At 66.3% G+C, this 20,698-nt stretch carries 18 protein-coding genes; 7 read left to right on the top strand and 11 right to left on the bottom strand.

All coding sequences use genetic code 11. The features are described from left to right. Nucleotides 1-78: 78 nt before the first annotated feature. Complete coding sequence (locus F7R19_RS09180) at nucleotides 79-1,878, top strand: PglL family O-oligosaccharyltransferase (RefSeq protein ID WP_150980064.1); 1,800 nt, start codon at nucleotides 79-81, stop codon at nucleotides 1,876-1,878. A 96-nt stretch (nucleotides 1,879-1,974) separates the two neighbouring features. Here the strand turns inward: F7R19_RS09180 and F7R19_RS09175 are convergent, their stop codons facing one another. The 3 genes from F7R19_RS09175 to moaC all read right to left on the bottom strand — a co-directional run bounded on the left by F7R19_RS09175 (nucleotide 1,975) and on the right by moaC (nucleotide 4,270). Then, nucleotides 1,975-2,496, bottom strand: coding sequence for a glycine zipper family protein (locus F7R19_RS09175; protein WP_061954878.1), 522 nt, complete (start codon nucleotides 2,494-2,496; stop codon nucleotides 1,975-1,977). A 640-nt stretch (nucleotides 2,497-3,136) separates the two neighbouring features. Continuing rightward, a complete protein-coding gene (locus tag F7R19_RS09165; RefSeq protein WP_150980063.1) occupies nucleotides 3,137-3,562 on the bottom strand; it encodes a hypothetical protein in 426 nt (141 codons plus the stop codon). Between the two features lie 228 nt (nucleotides 3,563-3,790). Beyond that, a complete protein-coding gene (moaC, locus tag F7R19_RS09160) occupies nucleotides 3,791-4,270 on the bottom strand; it encodes a cyclic pyranopterin monophosphate synthase MoaC (RefSeq protein WP_150980062.1) in 480 nt (159 codons plus the stop codon). Nucleotides 4,271-4,466: 196 nt separating this feature from the next. Here moaC and F7R19_RS09155 point away from each other — a divergent pair, with 196 nt between their 5' ends. Beyond that, the gene (locus tag F7R19_RS09155; RefSeq protein ID WP_223505939.1) at nucleotides 4,467-6,203 is read left to right on the top strand and encodes a beta-barrel assembly-enhancing protease; all 1,737 of its coding nucleotides are present in this window, start codon (nucleotides 4,467-4,469) and stop codon (nucleotides 6,201-6,203) included. Between the two features lie 52 nt (nucleotides 6,204-6,255). Here the strand turns inward: F7R19_RS09155 and F7R19_RS09150 are convergent, their stop codons facing one another. The 6 genes from F7R19_RS09150 to F7R19_RS09125 all read right to left on the bottom strand — a co-directional run bounded on the left by F7R19_RS09150 (nucleotide 6,256) and on the right by F7R19_RS09125 (nucleotide 10,630). After that, entirely contained in the window at nucleotides 6,256-6,825 is a 570-nt protein-coding gene (locus F7R19_RS09150) for a DUF2946 family protein (RefSeq protein WP_150980060.1), read from the bottom strand. 12 nt (nucleotides 6,826-6,837) lie between these two features. Beyond that, nucleotides 6,838-7,854 carry a hydrolase gene (locus F7R19_RS09145; RefSeq protein WP_061954890.1) on the bottom strand — a complete coding sequence of 339 codons (1,017 nt, stop codon included), beginning with the start codon at nucleotides 7,852-7,854 and terminating at the stop codon, nucleotides 6,838-6,840. 17 nt (nucleotides 7,855-7,871) lie between these two features. Continuing rightward, the gene (locus tag F7R19_RS09140; protein ID WP_061954892.1) at nucleotides 7,872-8,312 is read right to left on the bottom strand and encodes a YybH family protein; all 441 of its coding nucleotides are present in this window, start codon (nucleotides 8,310-8,312) and stop codon (nucleotides 7,872-7,874) included. A 9-nt stretch (nucleotides 8,313-8,321) separates the two neighbouring features. After that, the gene (gene waaF / locus F7R19_RS09135; protein WP_150980059.1) at nucleotides 8,322-9,344 is read right to left on the bottom strand and encodes a lipopolysaccharide heptosyltransferase II; all 1,023 of its coding nucleotides are present in this window, start codon (nucleotides 9,342-9,344) and stop codon (nucleotides 8,322-8,324) included. Between the two features lie 115 nt (nucleotides 9,345-9,459). Further along, nucleotides 9,460-9,654, bottom strand: coding sequence for a zinc-finger domain-containing protein (locus tag F7R19_RS09130; protein ID WP_061954896.1), 195 nt, complete (start codon nucleotides 9,652-9,654; stop codon nucleotides 9,460-9,462). Between the two features lie 55 nt (nucleotides 9,655-9,709). Beyond that, nucleotides 9,710-10,630, bottom strand: a complete 921-nt coding sequence (locus tag F7R19_RS09125; RefSeq protein ID WP_061954898.1) for a branched-chain amino acid transaminase — start codon at nucleotides 10,628-10,630, stop codon at nucleotides 9,710-9,712. Nucleotides 10,631-10,758: 128 nt separating this feature from the next. Between F7R19_RS09125 and F7R19_RS09120 the strand changes: the two genes are divergently transcribed. From F7R19_RS09120 to F7R19_RS09100, 5 genes are all read left to right on the top strand, one after another. Next, a complete protein-coding gene (locus F7R19_RS09120; RefSeq protein ID WP_223505654.1) occupies nucleotides 10,759-13,686 on the top strand; it encodes a DEAD/DEAH box helicase in 2,928 nt (975 codons plus the stop codon). Between the two features lie 258 nt (nucleotides 13,687-13,944). Then, entirely contained in the window at nucleotides 13,945-15,453 is a 1,509-nt protein-coding gene (locus F7R19_RS09115) for an amidase (RefSeq protein WP_150980058.1), read from the top strand. 42 nt (nucleotides 15,454-15,495) lie between these two features. Continuing rightward, on the top strand, nucleotides 15,496-16,818 hold the full coding sequence (locus tag F7R19_RS09110) for an MFS transporter (RefSeq protein WP_061954902.1): 1,323 nt from the start codon (nucleotides 15,496-15,498) through the stop codon (nucleotides 16,816-16,818). Between the two features lie 223 nt (nucleotides 16,819-17,041). After that, a complete protein-coding gene (locus F7R19_RS09105) occupies nucleotides 17,042-17,842 on the top strand; it encodes an AzlC family ABC transporter permease (RefSeq protein WP_061954904.1) in 801 nt (266 codons plus the stop codon). Next, a complete protein-coding gene (locus tag F7R19_RS09100) occupies nucleotides 17,839-18,162 on the top strand; it encodes an AzlD domain-containing protein (RefSeq protein ID WP_061954906.1) in 324 nt (107 codons plus the stop codon). Before F7R19_RS09105 ends, F7R19_RS09100 begins: the two co-directional genes overlap by 4 nt. On the opposite strand, the gene F7R19_RS09095 is transcribed toward F7R19_RS09100, so the two are convergent. Together F7R19_RS09095 and F7R19_RS09090 are read right to left on the bottom strand one after the other, a co-directional pair. Further along, nucleotides 18,159-19,334 (bottom strand): helix-turn-helix transcriptional regulator, encoded by a 1,176-nt coding sequence (locus F7R19_RS09095; RefSeq protein WP_150980057.1) that lies wholly within the window; start codon nucleotides 19,332-19,334, stop codon nucleotides 18,159-18,161. The genes F7R19_RS09100 and F7R19_RS09095 overlap by 4 nt on opposite strands. 120 nt (nucleotides 19,335-19,454) lie before the next feature. After that, entirely contained in the window at nucleotides 19,455-20,561 is a 1,107-nt protein-coding gene (locus tag F7R19_RS09090; RefSeq protein ID WP_150980056.1) for a helix-turn-helix transcriptional regulator, read from the bottom strand. Nucleotides 20,562-20,698: the final 137 nt, after the last annotated feature.

The following is a 20,698-nucleotide window of genomic DNA, read 5'->3' as shown; positions in this document are numbered from 1 at the left end:
GTCAGCATTTTTCGCCGGCGCTTCTTGGTTGGTTACGGGCCACGCTATCATGGCGCCTTTGTCCTCATACTCGTGCGCATGCCAGCACATAGAGCCACGATTCCGGCGACGATGATCGTCGTCGCATTTACCCTGCCGCTGCTGGTGTCCAAGCACACGCTGCCGTTGGCCACGTTCTATGGCGAATGGACGGCAGCGGTGCTCGCGGTCATGCTGGTCGTTGCGATGGCATTCGCGAGTGGTACGGCAGCGCCCGCCCGGGATCGCAAAGGGTATCCATGGGTAGCGTTGTTGCCGGTCTGGCTGATCGTCACCACCATTCTGCAGACGGCATCGGGAATGGCCGACATCACCGGCAGCCGGCTGACGACCCAACTGGTGCTGGCGCTGGGTGGCGTGCTGATGTGCATGGCGTGGCGGATGGGGCAATCGATGTCCACCGATCAGCGCGCAGGCGTGGTCGACGCGCTCGCCATTGCATTCCTGATTGCCGGATTGCTTGGCACGCTGGCGCAATGGGTTCAGGTGTTCCACATGGAAGACCAGATGTTCGGTCTGGTGTCGGAGTACTTCTACGACACCAACCGGCGATTGTGGGGCAACCTGAACCAGCCGAATCACCAGGCTACGGTCAATGGCCTGGCGCTGGTGGCGGCGGTGTGGCTGGCCACCCGTGGCTGGCTGCGCTTTCCCAGTTGGCTCGTGGCCACGCTGCTGCTCGAAAGCGGCATTGTCCTGACGGGCTCGCGGACGGGGCTGGTACATGTCGGGCTGGCTGCCGTGTGCGCACTGCTGGCAGCATGGATGGCGCGCGGCACGCCGCGCGGCGCGGGCTCGCCGATGCATCGCGCGCCAGGGTTGGTCGCCGCTGCACTGATCCTGGTGATCGGCGTCGTGGTGCTGCAACCGGCCATCAAGATGGCGGGGCAGGTATTCGACTGGCGGTTGTTCGACACGGTCCAGCAATTGAAATCGGGAAACCAGATTTCGTATCGCAGCGCGTTATGGGCGCAGGCCCTGTCGATGTTCCGCGCGCATCCGCTTTTCGGCGTCGGCTATGGCGAATTCGGCTGGGGACAGTTCCAGGAAGCGGCGCACGTCCGGGTCGTCGCCGAGATGTCATTGCATGCCCACAACGCCGTCCTCGATCTAATGGCCAAGACTGGCCTGGTCGGCACCATTGGCGCAGCTGTCGTGCTGCTGGCGTGGCTATGGCGCGTGGTGCGCGACCGTGTATGGCTCGCGACGCCGTCCGAACGCGCCATGGCCGTGCCGATGCTGGCGTGGCTGGCAATGCTGGGCGCGCATTCGATGCTCGAGTATCCGCTGCATTACCTCTACCTTTTCTTGCCGTTCTGCTTCCTGCTAGCGTGGCTTGAGCCAAGCGGCTTTGGCCGGGCCTTGCCGCGTCCGGTACTGGCAGCGCTCGGCGTGGTTTTTGTCGCGGCGTCGGCTGCGGTGCTGGTCACGCAGTGGCAGGACTACAGGCGGGTCGAAGCGCGCGAATACGCCAGTGAGGAACATCGCGACAGTTTGCCGATGCCCCGGTATTGGTTCCGCGCGCATGCGGAATCGGACGCCGCCGAGCACGTTGTCATCACGGCAACCAATGCGGCGAGCCTGCTGCCTGCGCATGTCTCGGCGCTGCATTTGTTGCCGACGCCGACGATGATTCGCCGCAGCGCGTGGCTGCTGGCGCTGACAGGCGAGCCGGCGCGCGCGCGTTTATGGATGGAGCGCTTGGCCTTCTACTATCAAGGCGACGAGAGCGCGCAGTTCAATGCGCTGGTTCAGGACTGCGACGCGATGGACGCGGCGCATCGCCCGAAGGAATTCTGCGCGTGGGCAAAAATCCGCGCCCGGCAAATACACGACTGACACGCGAATGACGCCCGAATGACGCGCGGCGGATGGCCGGCAGGCAAGTCGGTCGGATGCTTCGCTGGTCGACTCGCACAGGCGGCGTCGGATTTGTCAGCGCACGTATCCGGGCGGCGGTGGGGGCGGATAGTAAGGCTGATAGTTGGCCGGCGGCATCGCAGCCCGGACCGGCGGATTCGCGACCATCTGGCCATACACGGGCACGCGGTTTCCGCTCGCATACATGCACTGGACATAGGCTGCATCGTATTGTCGCTGCGTGCCGTATCCCGCGTTATAGGAATTGCCGGCTCCGACCGCAGCGCCGGTCAGCAGCCCCACGCCGGCACCCACTGCGGCGCCGGACCCGCCATTAAAGGCAGCGCCCGCAGCGGCACCCAGCGCCGTACCAACTGCGGCACTGCCTACGGCCGCGGCGTTGGCATTTTGCTGCGGGGTCGAGCCGCCCACTTGCCCGAAGGCAAACTGGCGGCAGTTGTAGTCGTCGCCGCGGAACTGGTCGAAGGTCTTGTTGGTGCCCGGCAGCGCCATGACGCTCGGGCCGGATGGGATGACCGCGCAGGCGCCAAGCGCAAGCGACGCGGACATCAGCAGGCAAAATGAACGCAGTCTCATGAGGTGGCTCCGGGCATGGGGTTCGCGGGCGCCGAAGAAGACGGCGCGTGGGGCTGTTCGCGTTGCCAGCCGCCGGGGCATTCCCTCACGTAAGGGTAATAGCCTTCCGGCTGGGCGCAGCGATACCACCAGGCATTCGGAGAGGAGCCGTCGGTGGCTGTTGGATTGCCATCGGTGCCTTGCTCGATATATTGGGGCGGATTTGCGGGCGGAACCGCAACTACGGCCGGCCCCGGATAGTAGCCCGGATAGTAATAAGGCCCGTAGGGATACCAGCCTGGTCCCCACCCCGGACCCCAGCCCCATCCGGGCCCGACATAAACGCCCACGCCGACGCGTGCACGCGAGTGGTAATAACCGTGGGCCAGCGCGGTGGTGCTGACCGCAGCCGCGCTTGCCGCGGCCAACGCCAGAGCTATCTGGCAGAGCTTGCGCCCGTTCATGATGTGTACCCCAAGTTGCTGCCTGTCCAAAACGTTTGAGGCGCCGGTTCGGCGGACCGATCGGCTGGCACGTCTTGTATTGAATATCAATTTGCCTCAGACAGCGGCACTTGGGGCGGTGCGAAATGTGGCGTTACCTTTATTACGGACGCGACAATGAGAGAAATGTGACGCTACGGATCACCCCGCCGCAGCGGCTACCAGGTCCAGGGACGCTTGGTGTCCATATGCTCCCGTACGCCGCTCAGCATCATGCCGGCGAGATTGGCGACAGCACCCACCGCGCCATCCATGGCTGTGTTGGTCTGTCCGTTCCATGCGGAGACAAACGCCTGCCTGCCGAACGTGGTGGCCTCGGCGACGTGCGCCGCGGTCGGGCCGCGATCGCCGTCGCCCACCTTGGCGATACTGTCCCGAATCCGCGCGTGGGAATCCGGCAACAGCGGCACGCCTTCGATATCGAGTTGCGTGTTCACCATGTCGACAGCGGCCAAGTAAATCTTTGAGCCCCTGTCGAGCGAGTCCGCCTTGATTGCTGCAATCTGCCCACGCAACTCCGCGCGTTTGGGATCGGCAAAGACGTGGGGCGGCAGCGTTCCGGGCGGCCGGATCGGGCTGAGCACGCTTCGGAAGAGGGCGTTTGCCGCGGGCAACACGCCGAAAAAGGGACTGCGATGGGGATCTGACGGATTTGGCATGACGATGTCCCGGAGATGTTGATCGATAGGATGCTGAGGTTGTCCGGATCAGAAAAGTCCTGATCGACAACTGAAACATCCTAAAGCCGCCACGCCATGTGCTCTTATGACCTCACGCAAGGATCAGTCCGATCTTTGCCCGGGCACGCACTGTCAAGTCCCCGCCACCCAATCCCCCGACTTTCCACCGTGCTTTTCCAGCAATTTCACGTTGCCGATCACCATCCCCCGGTCCACCGCCTTGCACATGTCGTAGATGGTCAGCAGGGCGACCTGCACGCCGGTCAGCGCCTCCATTTCCACGCCGGTCTGGCCGTGCGTTTCGGTGCGCACCACGCAGGCAATGGTCGAACTCGGTTCGTCCAGTGCGAAATCCACCGCCACCTTGGTCAGTCCGATCGGATGGCAGAGTGGAATCAGGTCCGACGTGCGCTTGGTTGCCATGATGGCGGCCACGCGCGCAATGCCCAGGACATCGCCTTTCTTCGCATTGCCGTCGCGCACCAGTGCAAAGGTGCCGGGCTGCATGGTGATGGTGCCGGTTGCCACGGCCACCCGGTGGGTGCTGGCCTTGTTGCCGACGTCGACCATATGGGCCTGTCCGGCGGTATCGAAATGGGTGAGCTGATTCATGGGCGGAGGTGATGGAACAGGGCTGAACGTGGCGGCGCATCGGGCTGGGGCTTGCCCGATGGGAACGCCATCCGGAGGCCGCTATCATAGCAATATGCCCAAGAATCCATGGCCTCGCCGCCTGCCCGACCGGTTGAGCGCCCCAGTTGTCCAACCCGGCACGCCTGCCGCCCGCACGCCGCATTTCACGCGTGCGATGGCGGCCGTGCTCGTCCTGACTATGGCCGCGCCGGCGTGGCCGCAAGGCACGCCCGCCGCGACCGGCGCGAGCGCCATTTCCGCATCGAAGCCCGGTCCGGCGGCGGGCGTCAGCACCCGCCTGCCGGCGACGCCGGCGACATCGCAGGCGACCGTGCCGACGCCGGGCCTCACCGGCGACGTGAGCGATCAGGTCTACGACAACCTCAGCCGCAGCGTGCGTGCGGGCCAGAAATCGGATTTCGGCCTGCGCAGCGGCAACACGGTGGTGGAAAGCGCGGGCATCCAGTTGCCCGACATGGGCGACCCGTCTACCGCGTCGTTATCTCCCGACATGGAAAAGCGCTTGGGCGATCGCATCATGCGGAGCATTCGGCGCGATCCCGACTATGTGTCCGACCCGCTGCTCAATGATTACCTGAACGCGCTTGGCTATCGCCTGGTCCAGGCCGCGCGCCGCCAGAATCTGGCGGGATCGAACGGCGCCGGCACCTTTGCGACGGGATTCGAGCTGTTCGGCGTGCGCGACCGATCGATCAACGCCTTCGCCATGCCGGGCGGCTATATCGGCGTGCACACGGGGCTGTTGGTGCAGTCGGAAAGCGAATCGGAACTGGCGTCGGTGCTCGGCCACGAAATCGGCCACGTCACGCAACGTCACATCGCGCGCGGCATCACCAGCCAGGACCAGTCGATGTGGATTGCGCTGGCGTCGATGGTGCTTGCCGGGCTGGCCGCCACCAAGAGCGGCGACGCGGCCGCTGCGTTGGCCATGGGCGGGCAGGGCGCGGCAATTGCGAACCAGTTGTCCTTCTCGCGCGGCGCAGAGCGCGAAGCCGATCGCGTTGGTTTTCAGATCATGACGGCCGCCGGATTCGATCCCCAGGGCATGCCCGATTTCTTCCAGCGGCTGCAGCGGGTGATGGGCATCTCCGACAATTCGGTCCCCGCCTACGTCCGGACTCACCCGCTGACATCCGAACGTATCGCCGACATGCAAGATCGCGTGCGCCACGTTGCCGCGCGCAAGGTCGGCAATACGCCTGACTATGAATTCGCACGGGTGCGCGCGCGCGTGTTGCAGGAGCCGACGCCGAACGACCTGCGCAATACGTTACAGGTGTTCCAGGCGCAAATTGCCGGCGCATCGCCGGTGCGGTTGCCGGCGATCTACTACGGCATGGCATTCGCCAATCAAAAGCTCGGCCGTTTTCCCGATGCGGAACGGGCGCTGGCCGAAGCCCGGCGGCTCTACGGCAACATTCCCGGCGCCACGTCGGGAACGCCGATGCTGGACGTGATGGCGGTGGAACTGGCGCGGGGCGAAGGCCGGATGCAGGACGCGATGAACCAGGCGAGCGCCACCCTGAAAGCATTTCCGTTATCGCACGCCGCCGCACTGGCTTACGCCGACACGCTGCTGGCCGCCAACCGTCTTGATGAGGCCGTGGCGTTCCTGCGCTCACGCACGCGCGAAGAATCGGGCCGCTCGGAATGGTGGGAAATGCTGGCTAAAGCGTACGCGGCGCAGGGCAAGCGTCTGCAACAGCATCAGGCGATGGCGGAAAAATACGCGATGGACGGCGCGTGCCAGGCAGCGATCGAGCAGTTGCAGATTGCCCGCAAGGCGGGCGACGGCGATTTCTACACGCTGTCCGAAGTCGACGCGCGCCTGCACCAGCTTCAACTGCAATTCAAGGAAGATCGCCAGGACAACAAGGGCATGCCGAACTGAACCGTGGCACGCCGGGCACGATACGATCGTGCGCCGCGCGCCTGGTTGCCGATCATGGCGCCGCCGGCGCCCGCACAAATCCGAAGCGGGCCGGGACTTCGGCCTCGGCGATCGGTTCGATGTCGATGTCGCGGCCGTCGTGATGGAATACGCCCAGAGCCGCGCCGCAGGCATCGCCGTGCCAATCGCATGCGCCGCTGAAACCGTCGAGGTCGTGATCGTGCAGCAGCGCGGCTTGCACGCCGTCCACGCCTTCGATGCAGCCGGCCAGCACGACGTTGCCGTGTTCATCCGCGAAGCACGCGTCGACCGCGAATGCCCTGCCCGTTGAGGTTTCGAATGCGCCATCGTGCAGCCGCACGATCCACGGCGCATACATCAGCGAGACAAAGACCCGTTGCGGACCATTCTGGAAGTACCACGCGCCATGCGCATCGCGCGTGTAGTTGCGCTCGATGAATCCGATCAGCGCCTCGTGCCGGATGGGGTCGCCCGACAGGCCGTGCTGCTGAGCGTATTCGTTGCGCATGCGCCATTGGCCGCGCCGATCCAGCAATAGCCAGCCGTAGCAGTTAGGCACGTTCGGCCAGCGTGCCATGGCTTGCTTGACTACCTCGTCCATGGTCTGTCTCCTTTATTTGCCCACGCTATCGAAGAAGTCGAGTATGCGCGCGGGCAGCCATTCGATGTGGCCGGCCACGGGTAGCAACGGGAGCTGGCCCAGCAGCCCGCCGCGCGGCGTCATGAAGCCGACATGCCCGCCGTGCTCCGGCTGTTCCAGCAGGACGTCGGCACTCACCTCGGCCGGGCCGGGCAGATGGCGCGCCGGCAAAAACGGATCGTTGCGCGCATTGAGCACCAGCGTGGGAATGCGGATCTCGCCAAGGATCGGCTTGCTCGAAGCGCGCGTCCAGTAGTCGTCGGTATCGCGAAAACCGTGCAGCGGCGCCGTCACCACATTGTCGAACGCGTACAGGTCGCGGCTGGACAGCATCGACTGGCGGTCGAACAGGCCGGGAAACTGCTCCAGCTTGGCCAGCGACTTGCGCTTGAGCGTTTGCAGGAACATGCGCGTGTAGATCATGTTGAAGCCGCTCGACAACGCCGCGCCGCCGGCTGCGAGGTCGAGCGGGGCGGAGACCGACGCGGCTGCGCGCAGGAAATTTGCGTCGCGCCCGTCCTCGCCCAGAAAGCGCAGCAGCGCGTTGCCGCCGAGCGAAATGCCGACAGCCAGCATCGGCCGCATCGGCGCCGTCGCGCGCAACTGGTCGCGCAGGCGATGCAGTACCCAGCGGATCTCGGCCGAATCGCCGGAATGGTAGAAACGCGGCGCCTGGTTGAGCTGTCCCGAGCAGCCGCGAAAATGCGGGATCACGCCCTGCCAGCCGCGCTCGCGCAGCGCCACCATCAGCGTTTGCGCGTAATGGCTGCGGGAATCGCCTTCCAGTCCGTGGAACATGACCACCAATGGCGCGTCGGGCGCGGCGGCGTGCGTGGTCCAGTCGAGATCGATGAAATCGCCATCGGGCGTGTCCCAGCGTTCGCGGCGGAACGTGATGCGGCGATGGCGCGTGAAGCGGGCCGGCAGGATGGTCTGCGCGTGTCCGCCGCGCAGCCACCAGGGCGTGTCGAAAGCGTTGCCGAACTGCATCGCCGGAATGGGACGGCTCAGTGCAGCGCCTGTCCCGGTGCAACGGCCACTGCGGCCACCTGCACCGCGTTGGCGGGGCTGCAGTGAATGTGGGCCAGGCGCCAGCCTTCGTGGTTCTGCATCAGCACGTAGGTGGTATGCACGAAAAGATCGGCTTCGACCCGTCCTTCGCCAAAGCGCAGGGCCTCGGTCACGTCGAAGATCGATACGCCCAGCGATGCGTGGCTGCTGGTCTCGATCGCGTCGATCAGCACCGGCTGTTCTTCCAGCAACTGCGCAAACGCCTGGCGCAGGTTTTCATGGCCGATCAGACGCTGGCCATCGGGCATCACGCAGGTCACGGAATCTTCATCGAGCCAGAGCCGCAGCGCGCCATCGGCATCGCGCAATTTCATGGCTTCGCGGAAGGCATCGACGATGTCTTCTGCGGAATCGAACAGGCGGGCGAAACGGGGCATGTTGTGTGATCAGGGACGGTGCAGGAGCTTGCGCAACTCGACGAACACCATTTCGGGTTCGATCTCCTTCAGGCAGCGCAGATGGCCGAGCGGGCACTCGCGTTTGAAGCAAGGGCTGCACTCGAGTTGAAGCCACATGATACTCGCAGCCTGTGACAGCGGGGGCGTGTGGCGCGGGTCGCTCGAACCGAACACGGCCACTTGCGGCCGGTTCAGCGCGGCGGTCACGTGCATGAGCCCGGAATCGTTGCAGACCGCGGCCTCCGACAGCGCCAGCAGATCGACCGCATCGTCCAGCGAGGTCTGGCCGCACAGGTTGCGCACGAACGGCGCGCCCTGGACGATCTCGTCGGCAATTTCGGCGTCCTTGGCGGACCCCAGCGTCACCATCTGCGCGTATGGGTAGGAGCGGCGCAGCATCTGCGCCAGCGCCGCGAAATGCGCGGCCGGCCAGCGCTTGGCCGGGCCGAATTCGGCGCCGGGGCAAAACGCGATCAGCCGTGTGCCGGGCGCGATGCCGAAGCGCTCGGCCGTGGCGGCCATGCGCGCGGGATCCACCTTGAGCCGGGGGTCGGGAATCGATTCGGGAAGTCGCGCGCCGGGCTTGAGCGCCAGGCGCGCATAGTGCTCCACCATCGGCGGACGATTGTCGCGCGGCGGATTGGCATGGCGAATATTGAGCATGCCGAAGCGCGCTTCGCCGCGATAGCCGATGCGCAGCGGAATGCCGGCCAGGAACGGGATCAGTGCCGATTTCAGCGAATTGGGCAGCACGTAGGCCACGTCGTAGCCTTCGTGCTTGAGCTGCTGCGCGAACATCAGGCGCGCGCTCAGTTGCAGCTTGCCGTGGGCGAGATCGCTCGGAAACACCTTGCTGATCTCAGGCATGCGCGCCAGCACGGGCGCGACCCATTTGGGCGCGAGCGCGTCGATCATCAGGCGCGGATGCCGGGCCTTGATCAGCGCAAAGAGCGGCTGCGCCATCAGGGCGTCGCCGATCCAGTTGGGGGCAATGACGAGGGCTTTTCTCATTTTGTGGGGATTGCGTGGCCCTGTTTCACGATGCCCGGGCGTGTCAACGCCCCGGGGCGCTGGGCGGCCCGGGGCGTCAGATCGAAACGCAGGCGAGGGGCGGGGGCCGCGCGGGTCAGTGGTGGCCCTTCAGCACGGTGCCCGGCTTGAGCTTGTACACGGTGCCGCAGTACGGGCATTTCACTTCGCCGGTGTCCGCCACGTCCAGGAAAACACGGGGATGATAGTTCCAGGCCGGGGTGTTTCCGGTGGGGCAATGCAGCGGAATGTCTTCTGCGCCGATTTCGACGACGGTTGCGGTTTGCGTCATGGTGTAGCGGTTGTCTTGCGGGGAATTGAGTTCGCTCGGGGGCTTGGGCGCCGGATCAGACCAGCGTCAGCCACTTCCTGTATTTTTCGTCGGTGCCGCCGACGGCGGCGAAAAACGCGTCCTGCACGCGTTTGGTGATCGGGCCACGACGGCCTTCGCCAATGACGCGGTCGTCCAGTTCGCGGATCGGCGTGACTTCGGCGGCCGTGCCGGTGAAAAACGCTTCGTCGGCGCAATACATCTCGTCGCGGGTGATGCGCTTTTCGCGGACTTCGATGCCGAGGTCGCGGGCGATGGTCAGCGTGGCGTCGCGGGTGATGCCGTCCAGGCACGAGGCCAGATCCGGGGTGTAGATCACGCCATTGCGCACGATGAACACATTCTCGCCCGAGCCTTCGCTGACGTAGCCGTCGGTATCGAGCAGCAGCGCTTCGTCATAGCCCAGCCCGGTGGCTTCCTGGTTGGCCAGGATCGAGTTGATGTAGTAGCCGCTGGCCTTGGCGCGCACCAGCGACACATTGACGTGATGGCGCGTGAAGGACGATGTCTTGACGCGGATGCCGCGCTCCAGGCCTTCCTCGCCCAGATAGGCGCCCCACGGCCACGCGGCGATGGCCACGTGGATCGTGTTGCCCTTGGCCGACACGCCAAGCTTTTCGGACCCGATCCACACCAGCGGGCGGATGTAGCACGACTCCAGGTTGTTGGCGCGTACCACCTCGCGTTGCGCGGCTTCGAGCGTCGCCTCGTCGAACGGCATGGCCATCTGGAAGATCTTGGCCGAGTTGAACAGGCGGCGCGTGTGCTCTTTCAGGCGGAAGATCGCGGTGCCTTCCGGGGTCTTGTAGGCACGCACGCCTTCGAATACGCCCATGCCGTAGTGCAGGGTGTGCGTCAGCACGTGAATCTTGGCGTCGCGCCATTCAATCAGCTTGCCATCCATCCAGATCTTGCCGTCGCGATCTGCCATCGACATGGTTGTCTCCCTGAGCACCAACAAAAGTCGTAAAGGCTGCATTGTAAGCCGGGGGGCCTTGTGTGCCAACGCGAAGGCCGGACGCACCGTTCTACAATCGCACCTTCAGCCCAGCCCCGATTGAGTGCGTGCCACAAACCGATCCGACCCCTGATCCCCTCGCCGCCGCCGCGGACGCGCCCTGGCAGGACGCGCTTGGCGCACTCGAGGCGCTGGCCGGCGGCGCGACGCCGGCCGACGACGCGCAGCCAGGGCGACGGCTGTTGTGGGCGATTACCGTCGACGCCGACGGCGAGCCGGGCACCATCGAGGCGCTGGAGCAGACCCGCGGCCCGCGCGGCTGGAGCAAGCCGCGTCCGGTGCCGCTGGCGCGCGTGGCTGCCGACGACACCCTGGCGCCCTGTGACGTGCGCGTGGCGCGCGCCATCCGGCGCGACAGCTCGCGTAATCGCCGCCACGTGCTCGATCGCGCCGCCGCCATGATGGCGCTGGTCGGCCATCCCGGCGTGGTGCTGGCGCATGCGCCGACTATTCCGATGGAAGTGGTGGAATCGTCGCCCGCGCTGGAAGCGTTGCGCGAGGGCGACCGCTTCGTGCTGCGCATCGTGCCGCCGCTGCGCGCACCGAAATCGATGGAGGATTTTCTGCCGGCAGCGGCGCGCGAGGAAGCCGAGGCGCTGCGCCAGATCACCGTTCTGCAGGACGGTGCGCGCCGCTTGCGCGTGGTCCGCTTCACGGCCGCCCAGCAGAGCGCGGCCAAACTGATTGCCGATGGCCTCACCGTGCCGGCCGATGCGCAGGCGCGGCTGGACAGTACGCTGCGCGCGCTGGCCGGGCACTTCCAGATCCATGCCGATCATGCCGGCGAGGCGCGCGAGCGCGACGCGGAGTCGCGGCTGCGCGCCGAAGTGGCGCCGGTTGGGCGCGGCATCAGCCTGCGTCTGGTGGTCACGCCGTTCGGCGCGGCCGGCCCGCGGCTGGCGCCCGGTCATGGCCGCGCAACGTTGATGGCGACGATCGGCGGACAAACGCTGGTCACCCAGCGCGATCCCGATGCCGAACTGGCGCATGTGGCACAGGTCTTCGATGCGCTGCCGTTCCTGGTGCGGCAGTCGCCGGCCAGTGGCGAATATCACTGGACGCTCGACGACCCGGAAGATGCGTTGACGGCCATCGAAGTGCTGCCGGGGCTCGACGCCGTGATCGATCTGGAATGGCCGCGCGGGCGCGAGCTGCGCGTGGTGCCAGCCGACCTGCCGCAATTGTCGGTCAGCGTGACCACCGGCGGCGAATGGTTCAAGCTGGTCGGCCAGCTTCAGGTTGCCGAGGGCCTGGTGTTGTCGCTGGAAAAGCTCGTGGCCTGGGCGCACGGCCACGCCGGCCGGTTCATCCCGATGGAGCATGGCGTCTACGTGGCGCTGACGCGGCAGTTGCGCGACCGGCTGCGCGATCTGGCTTGCGTCGGCGACGGCGTGCGCGACGGCATCCGCGTGCCGCTGGTAGCCACGCCTTGGCTCGACGATGTGCTGGCCGGCGTGGGCGTCGATCCCGATGCGCATTTCCGCACGCGCGTGAAGCGGCTGCGTGACGCGCGCCAGACCGATGCGGCGCTGCCGGCCACGCTCGCCGCCGATCTGCGGCCATATCAGGTCGAAGGCTTTCGCTGGATGATGTCGCTGGCCGAGGCGGGATTTGGCGCGTGCCTGGCCGACGACATGGGCCTGGGCAAGACGCTGCAGGCGCTGGCGTTGCTGCTGGCGCGTGCGGGCGGCGGCGCGGCGCTGGTGGTGGCGCCGACGTCGGTCTGCGGCAACTGGGCGGCCGAAGCGCGCCGCTTTGCGCCCGCGCTGCGCGTGCTGTCCTACGCCGAGGGCGACCGCGACGCGATCGTCGGCCAGGCGGGCGCTGGCGATCTGGTCATCGTCTCCTACAACCTGCTGCAACAGGCGCGCAAGGCGTTCTGCGAGCGCGTCTGGCATACCGTGGTCGCCGACGAAGCGCAGTCGTTCAAGAATCCCGCGTCGCGGCGCGCCCAGGCGATGTTTGCGCTGCAGGCCAACTGCCGGATCGCGTTGTCGGGCACGCCCGTGGAAAACCGGTTGGCCGAACTGTGGGCCGTGATGCGCTTCTGCAATCCCGGATTGCTGGGGTCGCTGGCGCGCTTCAACGAGCATTTCGCCAATCCGATCGAACGCAACGGCGCGCGCGATCCGCGCGTGCGTTTGCGCCGCATGATTGCACCGTTCGTGCTGCGGCGGACCAAATCCCAGGTTCTCGACGAACTGCCGCCGCGCACCGAACTCGTGATCCGCGTCGCGCCCGAGCCGGCCGAGGCGGCGCACTACGAGGCGCTGCGCCGCCAGGCGCTGTCCGAAGCCGAACGCGCGCTGCTGCGCCCGAAGCGGGACAAGCGCGCCCCTGCCGCATTGCCGGAAGCCGAGGCGCGCATCCACGTGCTGGCGCAACTGATGCGCATGCGCCGCGCCGCCTGCGATGCGCGCCTCGTGACGCCTGAAGTGGGGCAGCCCGGCGCAAAGGTGCGCGCATTTGCCGAACTGGCCGCCACGCTCGCCGCCAATGGCCACAAGACGCTGGTGTTCAGCCAGTTCGTCGATTTCCTGCAACTGCTGCGCCAGTCGCTCGACGACGCCGGCCTGGCGTGGCAATACCTTGACGGGGCGACGCCCGCGGCCGAGCGCACGCGGCGCGTGGCCGCCTTCCAGTCGGGCGAGGGCGATATCTTCCTGATCAGCCTGAAGGCCGGCGGGTTTGGGCTGAACCTGACCGCGGCGGATTACGTGGTGATTGCCGATCCGTGGTGGAACCCGGCCGCCGAAGACCAGGCGATGGGCCGTGCGCACCGCATCGGCCAGCAACGGCCTGTCACGGTCTATCGGCTGATTGCCGCCGGCACGATCGAGGAACGCATTGTCGACCTGCATCAGGGCAAGCGGGCCCTGGCCGAGGGCGTGCTGGACGCGCAAGCGGGCGAGGCGGTCGGCCGCGAAGCGGTGCTTCCGGACATCGACGATCTGGTTGGTCTGCTGCGGCGCTAGCCGTCCCATTTCGTCGGGCGGGGTTTGGCACCAAACGGTATACAAAATCGTCCGCATTTTGGTGCGCCGCGCGGCATTGGGGCCCCACCATCTGCCTGAAGAGTGGCTATTTTCCTTGTTGCGGTGCATCCAACCCTGGCATAAATACTGCCTTGTTATTCGAATAAGTATGAATATAGTATACCGATCGATGCACTGAGATCGTGACAGACCCGGCTGCGTACCGCCCAGCCGGCCCATGACAATATCGGAGCCCCCGTGACCCAGCCTGACCTGAAACCGGCCGATTCGCCCCGGCCGGAGGCCCGTTTTCTTCCAGCGCATGTCGCGGCCGCGCAGCTGGCGCGCGGGGAAACCACCGCGCTGGCGTTGGTGGAGGCGTGTCAGGCGGCATGGTCAGCGCACAACGGGCAAGTCAATGCGCTGGTGCTGGCCGATTTCGACGCCGCGCGCGAGGCCGCTGCGCAGAGCGACGCGCGCCGTCGCGCGGGCCGGCTGCATGGGCCGCTCGACGGCATTCCATTCTCGATCAAGGAATCGTTCGATGTCGGCGGCTGGCCCACCACGTGCGGCGCGCCGGCGCGCCTCGCGCACCGCGCAACCGCGGACGCCGTGGTGGTCGAACGACTGCGCGCGCATGGGGCGGTGCTGCTCGGCAAGACCAATGTGCCGCTGGGCCTGCGCGACTGGCAAAGCTACAACGCGATCTACGGCACCACGCGCAATCCGCACGATCTGACGCGCACGCCGGGCGGATCGTCGGGTGGCAGCGCGGCGGCGGTGTGCGCGGGCATGAGTTTTTTCGATGTCGGTTCCGATATCGGCTCGTCGCTGCGCAATCCCGCGCACTACTGCGGCGTGTTTTCGCACAAGAGCAGCCACGGCATCGTGCCGCTGCGCGGGCACGGCAATGGCGCGGACAGCTTTGCCGAGCAGGACATCAACGTGGCGGGCCCCATCGCGCGCAGCGCGCGGGATCTGGAACTGGTGCTGCGCGCGATCGCCGGTCCCGATGCGGGTCACGCCAGCGCGTGGCAACTCGATCTGCCGCCTTGCGAGCGCGCGCATCTTGCCGATTTCCGCGTGGCCGTGCTGCCCACGCACCCGCTGGCCGAAGCCGATGCCGCCGTCAGCGACGCCATCGCCGGTCTTGGGGAATGGCTCGCGCGGCAGGGCGCGGCGGTCGCCTGGAACGTCCGCCCCGATTTCGACGCCGCATCGCTGTGGCGCACCTACGTGCTGCTGCTGCGCGCCACCACATCGTTGCATATGGATGACGCTGCGTTTGCCGATGCCATGGCACGTGCCGCCGGCGCCGATCCGGCCGATGCGACCTACGCCACGCTGCAGTTCACCGGCGCCACGCTGAGCCATCGCCAGTGGCTGTTGCTGCAGCATACGCGCGAAACGTTTGCGCGGGCATGGAGCCGCTTCTTCTGCGACTACGACGTGCTGTTGTGCCCGGCGGCGTCCACCACCGCGTTTCCGATCGACGAGGCCGGCGAGCCCTGGCAGCGCTCGATCCGCGTGAACGGCCAGCCCTTGCCGCTCACGTCGCAACTGTTCTGGGCCGGCCATTCGGGACTGTGCGGCCTGCCGTCGACGGTGGCGCCGATCGGCCCGGCGCGCGACGGCCTGCCGGTCGGCGTGCAGATCGTGGCGCGGCGCTTTGGCGACCTGACGTCGCTGCGCTTCGCGCAATTGCTGGAAGACGCCGGCTATGCATTCCGGCCGCCCGCCGGGCTGCCCGCTTCGACACATATCTGAAGAATCTGAAGACCCAAAACAGGAACAGGGGAGGAATCGATCATGCTGGACTGGTTCAGGGAGTTATCGCGCGCCGAGCGCAAGGGCTTTTACGGAGCGTTCCTCGGCCATGCGGTCGATGTGTTCGACTTCATGATCTATTCGTTTCTGATTTCGACGCTGCTGGCGCAGTGGGGCATGAGCAAGTCGATGGCCGGCGCCATCGTCACGTGGACGCTGGTGTCGTCGCTGGTGGGCGCCATCGGCGCGGGCCTGTTGGCCGACCGCTTTGGCCGCGTGCGCGTGCTGCGCTGGACGATCCTGGTGTTTGCCGTGTCGTGCTTCCTGTGCGGCATCGCCAACTCGCCCGAGCAGTTGATGGTGTTCCGCATGCTGCAGGGGCTCGGCTTCGGCGGGGAATCGTCGCTGTGCATGGTGCTGGTGACCGAGCTGATCCGCAATCCGGCCCACCGCGGCAAGTATTCGGGTTTCACGGCCAGCAGCTATTCGTTTGGCTGGGGCGGCGCGGCGATTGCCTACGCCATCACGTTCAACCTGTTCGAGCCCGAAGTGGCGTGGCGCGTCTGCTTCTTCCTGGGCATCCTGCCTGCGCTCGTGGTGGTGTACCTGCGCCGAAACCTGCAGGAGCCCGAAGTGTTCCTGAAGAGCCGCGCGGAGCGGGGCAACGCGTCGCCCGCAGCCGATCTGGCGCGCGTGTTCCGGCGTCCGCTGTTGCGCAAGACCGTGCTGTGCAGCCTGCTGTCGGGCGGCATGCTGGGCGCCTACTACGCCATCGCCACATGGCTGCCGACGTTTCTGAAGACCGAGCGCGGTCTGTCGGTATTCGGCACCAGTTCCTACCTGGCCGTGACGATCCTCGGATCGCTGGTCGGATACGTGGCCGGCGCCTATGCCACCGACCGCTGGGGACGCCGCCTCACCTATATGGCGTTTGCCGCCGGCGCGTTCGTGATGGCGATGATCTACATGGTGATCCCGGTGTCGAACACCTCGATGCTGTTCCTCGGTTTCCCGCTGGGCGTGCTGATGCAGGGCGTGTTTTCGGGGATCGGCGCGACGATTTCCGAGTCGTATCCCAGCAGCGTGCGCGCCACCGGCTACGGTGTGTCGTACAACCTCGGCCGCGTGATCGGCTCGTTCTTCCCGCTGGCGGTCGGCTGGCTCAATAGCGGACGCACCACGCTGGCGTTGGCGATCGCCATGGTGGCCGGCGTCGGCTATGCGCTGGTGATGGTGTCCGCGGCGCTGCTGCCGGAAACGTCGGGCATCGATCTCGGCCAGGCGGGCGGCGGGGACGACGGCGACGAGCCCACGACCGCCGCGGCGGCGCCGTTGCTTGCGCCCGCGCCGGGCAAGCCGGCCTGAAGCCGGCCGGAAGCCGGCCGGAAGCCACCAAAAGCCGCCCGACGCTCGCGCATTGGTCGCGAAACAACAGTCAGTTCCTCACTTTTAAGCTGCTGCTTACCTGCGGCTGTCCCACGCCTATAATGGCTGCTTTGCTTCCCGGTCGCGCCTGGCGCGGCTGGGAAGTCCCCCGACGGCCACGCCGCGCAAGACGGCCTGCCGTGTCTTCTCTTCTCATTTCGCCATGACACCCCGACAGTCGTCTCCGGTGTGGTTGCGCCTCTGGCATCGCTTTGCCGAGGTGGAACGCAACGCCTTTCTCGACGGCGCGCGATTCTTCGCGCCGTCCTTGCCCGCGGTTTTTGCCTGGGGGCTGGTGACCGGGGTGGCCATGAGCAAATCGGCGCTGACCGTGCCGGAAGCCATCGGCATGTCGCTGCTGGTGTATGCCGGATCGGCGCAACTGGCCGTGCTGCCGTTGTTTGCCGCGGGCATGCCGATCTGGACCGTGTGGCTGACCGCCGCGGTGGTCAACCTGCGCTTCGTGATCTTCAGCGCCGCGCTGCAGCCCCACTTCAATTACCTGCCGACGCGCCGCCGTACGCTGCTGGGCTTTTTCAACGGCGACCTGCATTTCGTGTATTTCATGCAGCGTTATGTCGAGCCCGGTTATGTGCCCGGCAAGGAAGGTTTTTTCTGGGGCATGGCGCTGATCAATTGCGCCACGTGGCAGGTGTCGTCGATCGTCGGCATCCTGCTGGCCAGCCTGTTTCCCGATAGCTGGGGACTGGCGCTGGCTGGCACGCTGGCGTTGATTCCGCTGATGATCGCGACGATCAACTCGCGCTCGATGCTGATGGCCGTGGTGGTGTCGGCCGTGGTGGCGCTGCTGTGCTTCGACCTGCCGTACCGTCTGTCGCTGGTTATCGCGGTCATGGCGGCGATCGCGGCGGGCATGGCCAGCGACGAATTCGCGGCACGCGCCGCATTGCGCGGCATCCGCGCCCGCAAGGAACGCCATGTGCAGTCGGGAGACCAGGCATGAGCCACCTGGAAACCTGGATCGCCATCGTCGGTATGACCGTGGTCACGGTGCTTACGCGCGCGCTGTTCCTGATGGCGGGCGAGCGCGTCACGGTGCCGGACCGCATCCAGCGCGCCTTGCGCTATGCGCCGGCCGCGGCGCTGGCGGCAATCATCCTGCCAGACCTGCTGACATTCGAAGGCCACTTCACGATCGCGCCCAGCAACGACAAACTGATGGCCGGCATCGCCGCCACCGTCTGCTATCTGCTGACGCGCCGCATGGTCGGCATGATCGTGGTGGGGATGGGCGTCTACACTGCGCTGCGCTTTCTGGGCTAGTTGTGCCGCCACCTGGCGGGCTCGGCCATCACGCTGCCGAGCCGCGTCAGCAGATGCGACAACTGCGCCTGCGTGCCGGTGTTGGTCTTGGTGAAGATCGATTTCAGCTGGGAGCGGCTGGTTTCGCGCTTGATGCCCAGGTGCGCGCATGCGTCCGGCAGGCCCATGCCCTGCGTCAGCAGCATAGCCAGACGGTTTTCTGCGGGCGTCAATCCGTACAGGTCGCGCAGCACGGCCGGCGCGGCGCGGGGCCCGTCGTGGCTCTCGTGGATGCTTGCCAGGATCGGCCGGCCCGGCCATGTTGACGGCAGGGAGTTGGTCGGCGTCAGTCCCACCGCCACGATTTGCGTGGAGCGTCCGTCGGCACCGACTGCCCGCACGGCCTGGATGGGGAGATGCGCGTCCGGATTGGACAGCGCGCGCAGCACGTCCGTAAATGGGCGCGACAACTGCCAGCCGCCGAGGTCCGGCGATGTCGAGGCCGCGGCGCCGCCCGCGCTGGCGGCGAGATCGCTGACCGTCATCGCCGGCAACAACCGCTGCACCCATGGGGCGCCCGCATCGTTGGCAAGCAGCACCTTGCCCGATTCGGCGAAGACGATCACGCCGAATGGCAGGCGGTTGAAGAGGTCGGTCGACACCCGTTCGTGGGTGGCGGTGACGAACGTCCGGTCGGACAGCGATATGGCTTCGCGTAGATGCGGGATGACCCAGTCCAGCGCGTATGCATCGTGCTCGGAATAGGCCGCCTCTCCAGGCATGCGCTGCAGCGTCAGATAGACGTCGTACGAAGGCTTGCGATCGACCAGATAAGTCAGGGCTGGCGGATGGGCGCTTTCGCCGGACGACGGCTCGTCGTGCAGGTCGCGACTGTCGGCTGCGACAGGCGCCAGCTTGCGGCGTTCAATGTGCCAGCCACCTATTGGCAAGCTACTGGCGCGCGGCAGGCCAAGGTGCCGACGAGGCCACGGCGGCTCCGGCGCACCTTCCACCGTCCGGTTCGCGCTGGCGCGTACGTGCACCGTGCCGAGACCGGTGTCTACGAACAGAAGGGATGCCTGGGCGCTGTCGCTGAGCAGGCACAGCGCGTGCAAGCCGCGCTGCCAGGCCTGGGGCTCGACGACCCCCTTATAGAGGGCGCGAATGGTGTCGTGCTTTGCTCTGTCTTCCATGGGGTTGTCCTTCGTCTCTGATGCCACGCGCGTGCAAAGGCGGACGATGCGCGTATCGATAAGCATTTCGGAACGGGCTCGCGTCGCAGCCGTTGGAGGCACAATGATGCGGGCGGAATCTCAGCCGCTGTTGAGCGTGGAGGCCAGCCTGGTGAGCAGGTGCGTCAACTGTGACTGGCTTGTGCAGCCGGTCTTGAGGAATATCGACTTGAGCTGCGTGCGCGCTGTCTCATGGCGGATGCGCATCTGACGGCTGGCTTCGGGCAGACCCTCGCCAGTGGCCAGCCGCGAGACCAGACGGCTCTCCGCCGGCGTCAGGCCGTACAGAGTGCGCATCACCGTGTCGAGCAGCACCGACGGCGCGGCGGCTTCGTGCACGATGACCAGCGCCGCCGGCTGCTGCCATTGCGACGCCAGCATGTGCGCGGCGGGCAGCGGCAGCACCAGCACTTCAGCCTGGTTGCCGGCGTTGTCGATCGCCCGGGCGGCCTGGGCACCCAGCGGATTGAGCGGGTCGCCGGCGGCCTGCAGCATGTCGGCGAAATGGCGTGAGAGCTGCCACTCCGATGTCTTGCCGGCCGGTTCCAGCCGCCGCACCCAGCGTTCGCCCGCCGTATTGGCCAGCAGCAGCCGGCGGTCGCTGCTGTAGACGGCCACGGCAAACGACAGGCGCTCGAGCAGCCGCGCCGACAGCGACGCCATGGTCGACAAGGCCAGCGTGCGGCCGCGCATCGCCATGGCGGTGCGCATGTGCGGGATCACCCAGTCGAGCTTGCGGGTGTCCTCGCCGCTGAACGCGTCCTGCGACAGCGCCCGCTGCATCGAGAAATAGACCTCGTAGCGCGGCTGTCTTTCCACCAGGCAAGCCACATACGAGCGCAGGCCGAATCGATGGAAGAAATCGCAGTAAAAGGGATGGCGTGCCATCGCCTGTGGGCCCAGGTCGCGCGCATCGACATACCAAGCGCCGGGCACCAGCCGCGGCGCGAACGCCTTGGCCGGATCGATCGGCTGGAAATCGTTTTCATAGGCGGCGAAGAGTTCTTCGACTGGATTCACGATCTCGTTGACCGTGATCTGGTCGTTGACCGTGTCCCACACCATCATCGAGGCGTGCGAGGTGTCCGCAATCTCGGTCAGTGCACGCAGGCTCTGTTGCCACGCTCCTGGGTCCAGGATGCCTTCGTAAAGACCACGGATAGCGCCGTGGATCGTCGCTTGGTCCATTACTTACCCCCCTCATTGCGGCAGCTTCCAGAATCCCGAGATACCCGACGAGCGTGACTCGTCGTGGTCCCGGGAATTGTTGTGTCATAACTCCGATCTTTGTCGGACTCGGCAATGATGTGCCAATTTTGTCAAAC

It is taken from the genome of Cupriavidus pauculus (assembly GCF_008801835.1).
Classification (GTDB): Bacteria; Pseudomonadota; Gammaproteobacteria; order Burkholderiales; family Burkholderiaceae; genus Cupriavidus; species Cupriavidus pauculus.
This window is presented reverse-complemented; position numbering and strand designations above follow the sequence as displayed.

What these genes read in the sequence shown, in the direction of transcription:
- F7R19_RS09180 (WP_150980064.1), top strand. Translation starts at nt 79, where the DNA reads ATGCCAGCACATAGAGCCACGATTCCGGCGACGATGATCGTCGTCGCA.
- F7R19_RS09175 (WP_061954878.1), bottom strand. Translation starts at nt 2,496, where the DNA reads ATGAGACTGCGTTCATTTTGCCTGCTGATGTCCGCGTCGCTTGCGCTT.
- moaC (WP_150980062.1), bottom strand. Translation starts at nt 4,270, where the DNA reads ATGAATCAGCTCACCCATTTCGATACCGCCGGACAGGCCCATATGGTC.
- F7R19_RS09155 (WP_223505939.1), top strand. Translation starts at nt 4,467, where the DNA reads ATGGCGGCCGTGCTCGTCCTGACTATGGCCGCGCCGGCGTGGCCGCAA.
- F7R19_RS09150 (WP_150980060.1), bottom strand. Translation starts at nt 6,825, where the DNA reads ATGGACGAGGTAGTCAAGCAAGCCATGGCACGCTGGCCGAACGTGCCT.
- F7R19_RS09145 (WP_061954890.1), bottom strand. Translation starts at nt 7,854, where the DNA reads ATGCAGTTCGGCAACGCTTTCGACACGCCCTGGTGGCTGCGCGGCGGA.
- F7R19_RS09140 (WP_061954892.1), bottom strand. Translation starts at nt 8,312, where the DNA reads ATGCCCCGTTTCGCCCGCCTGTTCGATTCCGCAGAAGACATCGTCGAT.
- waaF (WP_150980059.1), bottom strand. Translation starts at nt 9,344, where the DNA reads ATGAGAAAAGCCCTCGTCATTGCCCCCAACTGGATCGGCGACGCCCTG.
- F7R19_RS09130 (WP_061954896.1), bottom strand. Translation starts at nt 9,654, where the DNA reads ATGACGCAAACCGCAACCGTCGTCGAAATCGGCGCAGAAGACATTCCG.
- F7R19_RS09125 (WP_061954898.1), bottom strand. Translation starts at nt 10,630, where the DNA reads ATGTCGATGGCAGATCGCGACGGCAAGATCTGGATGGATGGCAAGCTG.
- F7R19_RS09110 (WP_061954902.1), top strand. Translation starts at nt 15,496, where the DNA reads ATGCTGGACTGGTTCAGGGAGTTATCGCGCGCCGAGCGCAAGGGCTTT.
- F7R19_RS09105 (WP_061954904.1), top strand. Translation starts at nt 17,042, where the DNA reads ATGACACCCCGACAGTCGTCTCCGGTGTGGTTGCGCCTCTGGCATCGC.
- F7R19_RS09100 (WP_061954906.1), top strand. Translation starts at nt 17,839, where the DNA reads ATGAGCCACCTGGAAACCTGGATCGCCATCGTCGGTATGACCGTGGTC.
- F7R19_RS09095 (WP_150980057.1), bottom strand. Translation starts at nt 19,334, where the DNA reads ATGGAAGACAGAGCAAAGCACGACACCATTCGCGCCCTCTATAAGGGG.
- F7R19_RS09090 (WP_150980056.1), bottom strand. Translation starts at nt 20,561, where the DNA reads ATGGACCAAGCGACGATCCACGGCGCTATCCGTGGTCTTTACGAAGGC.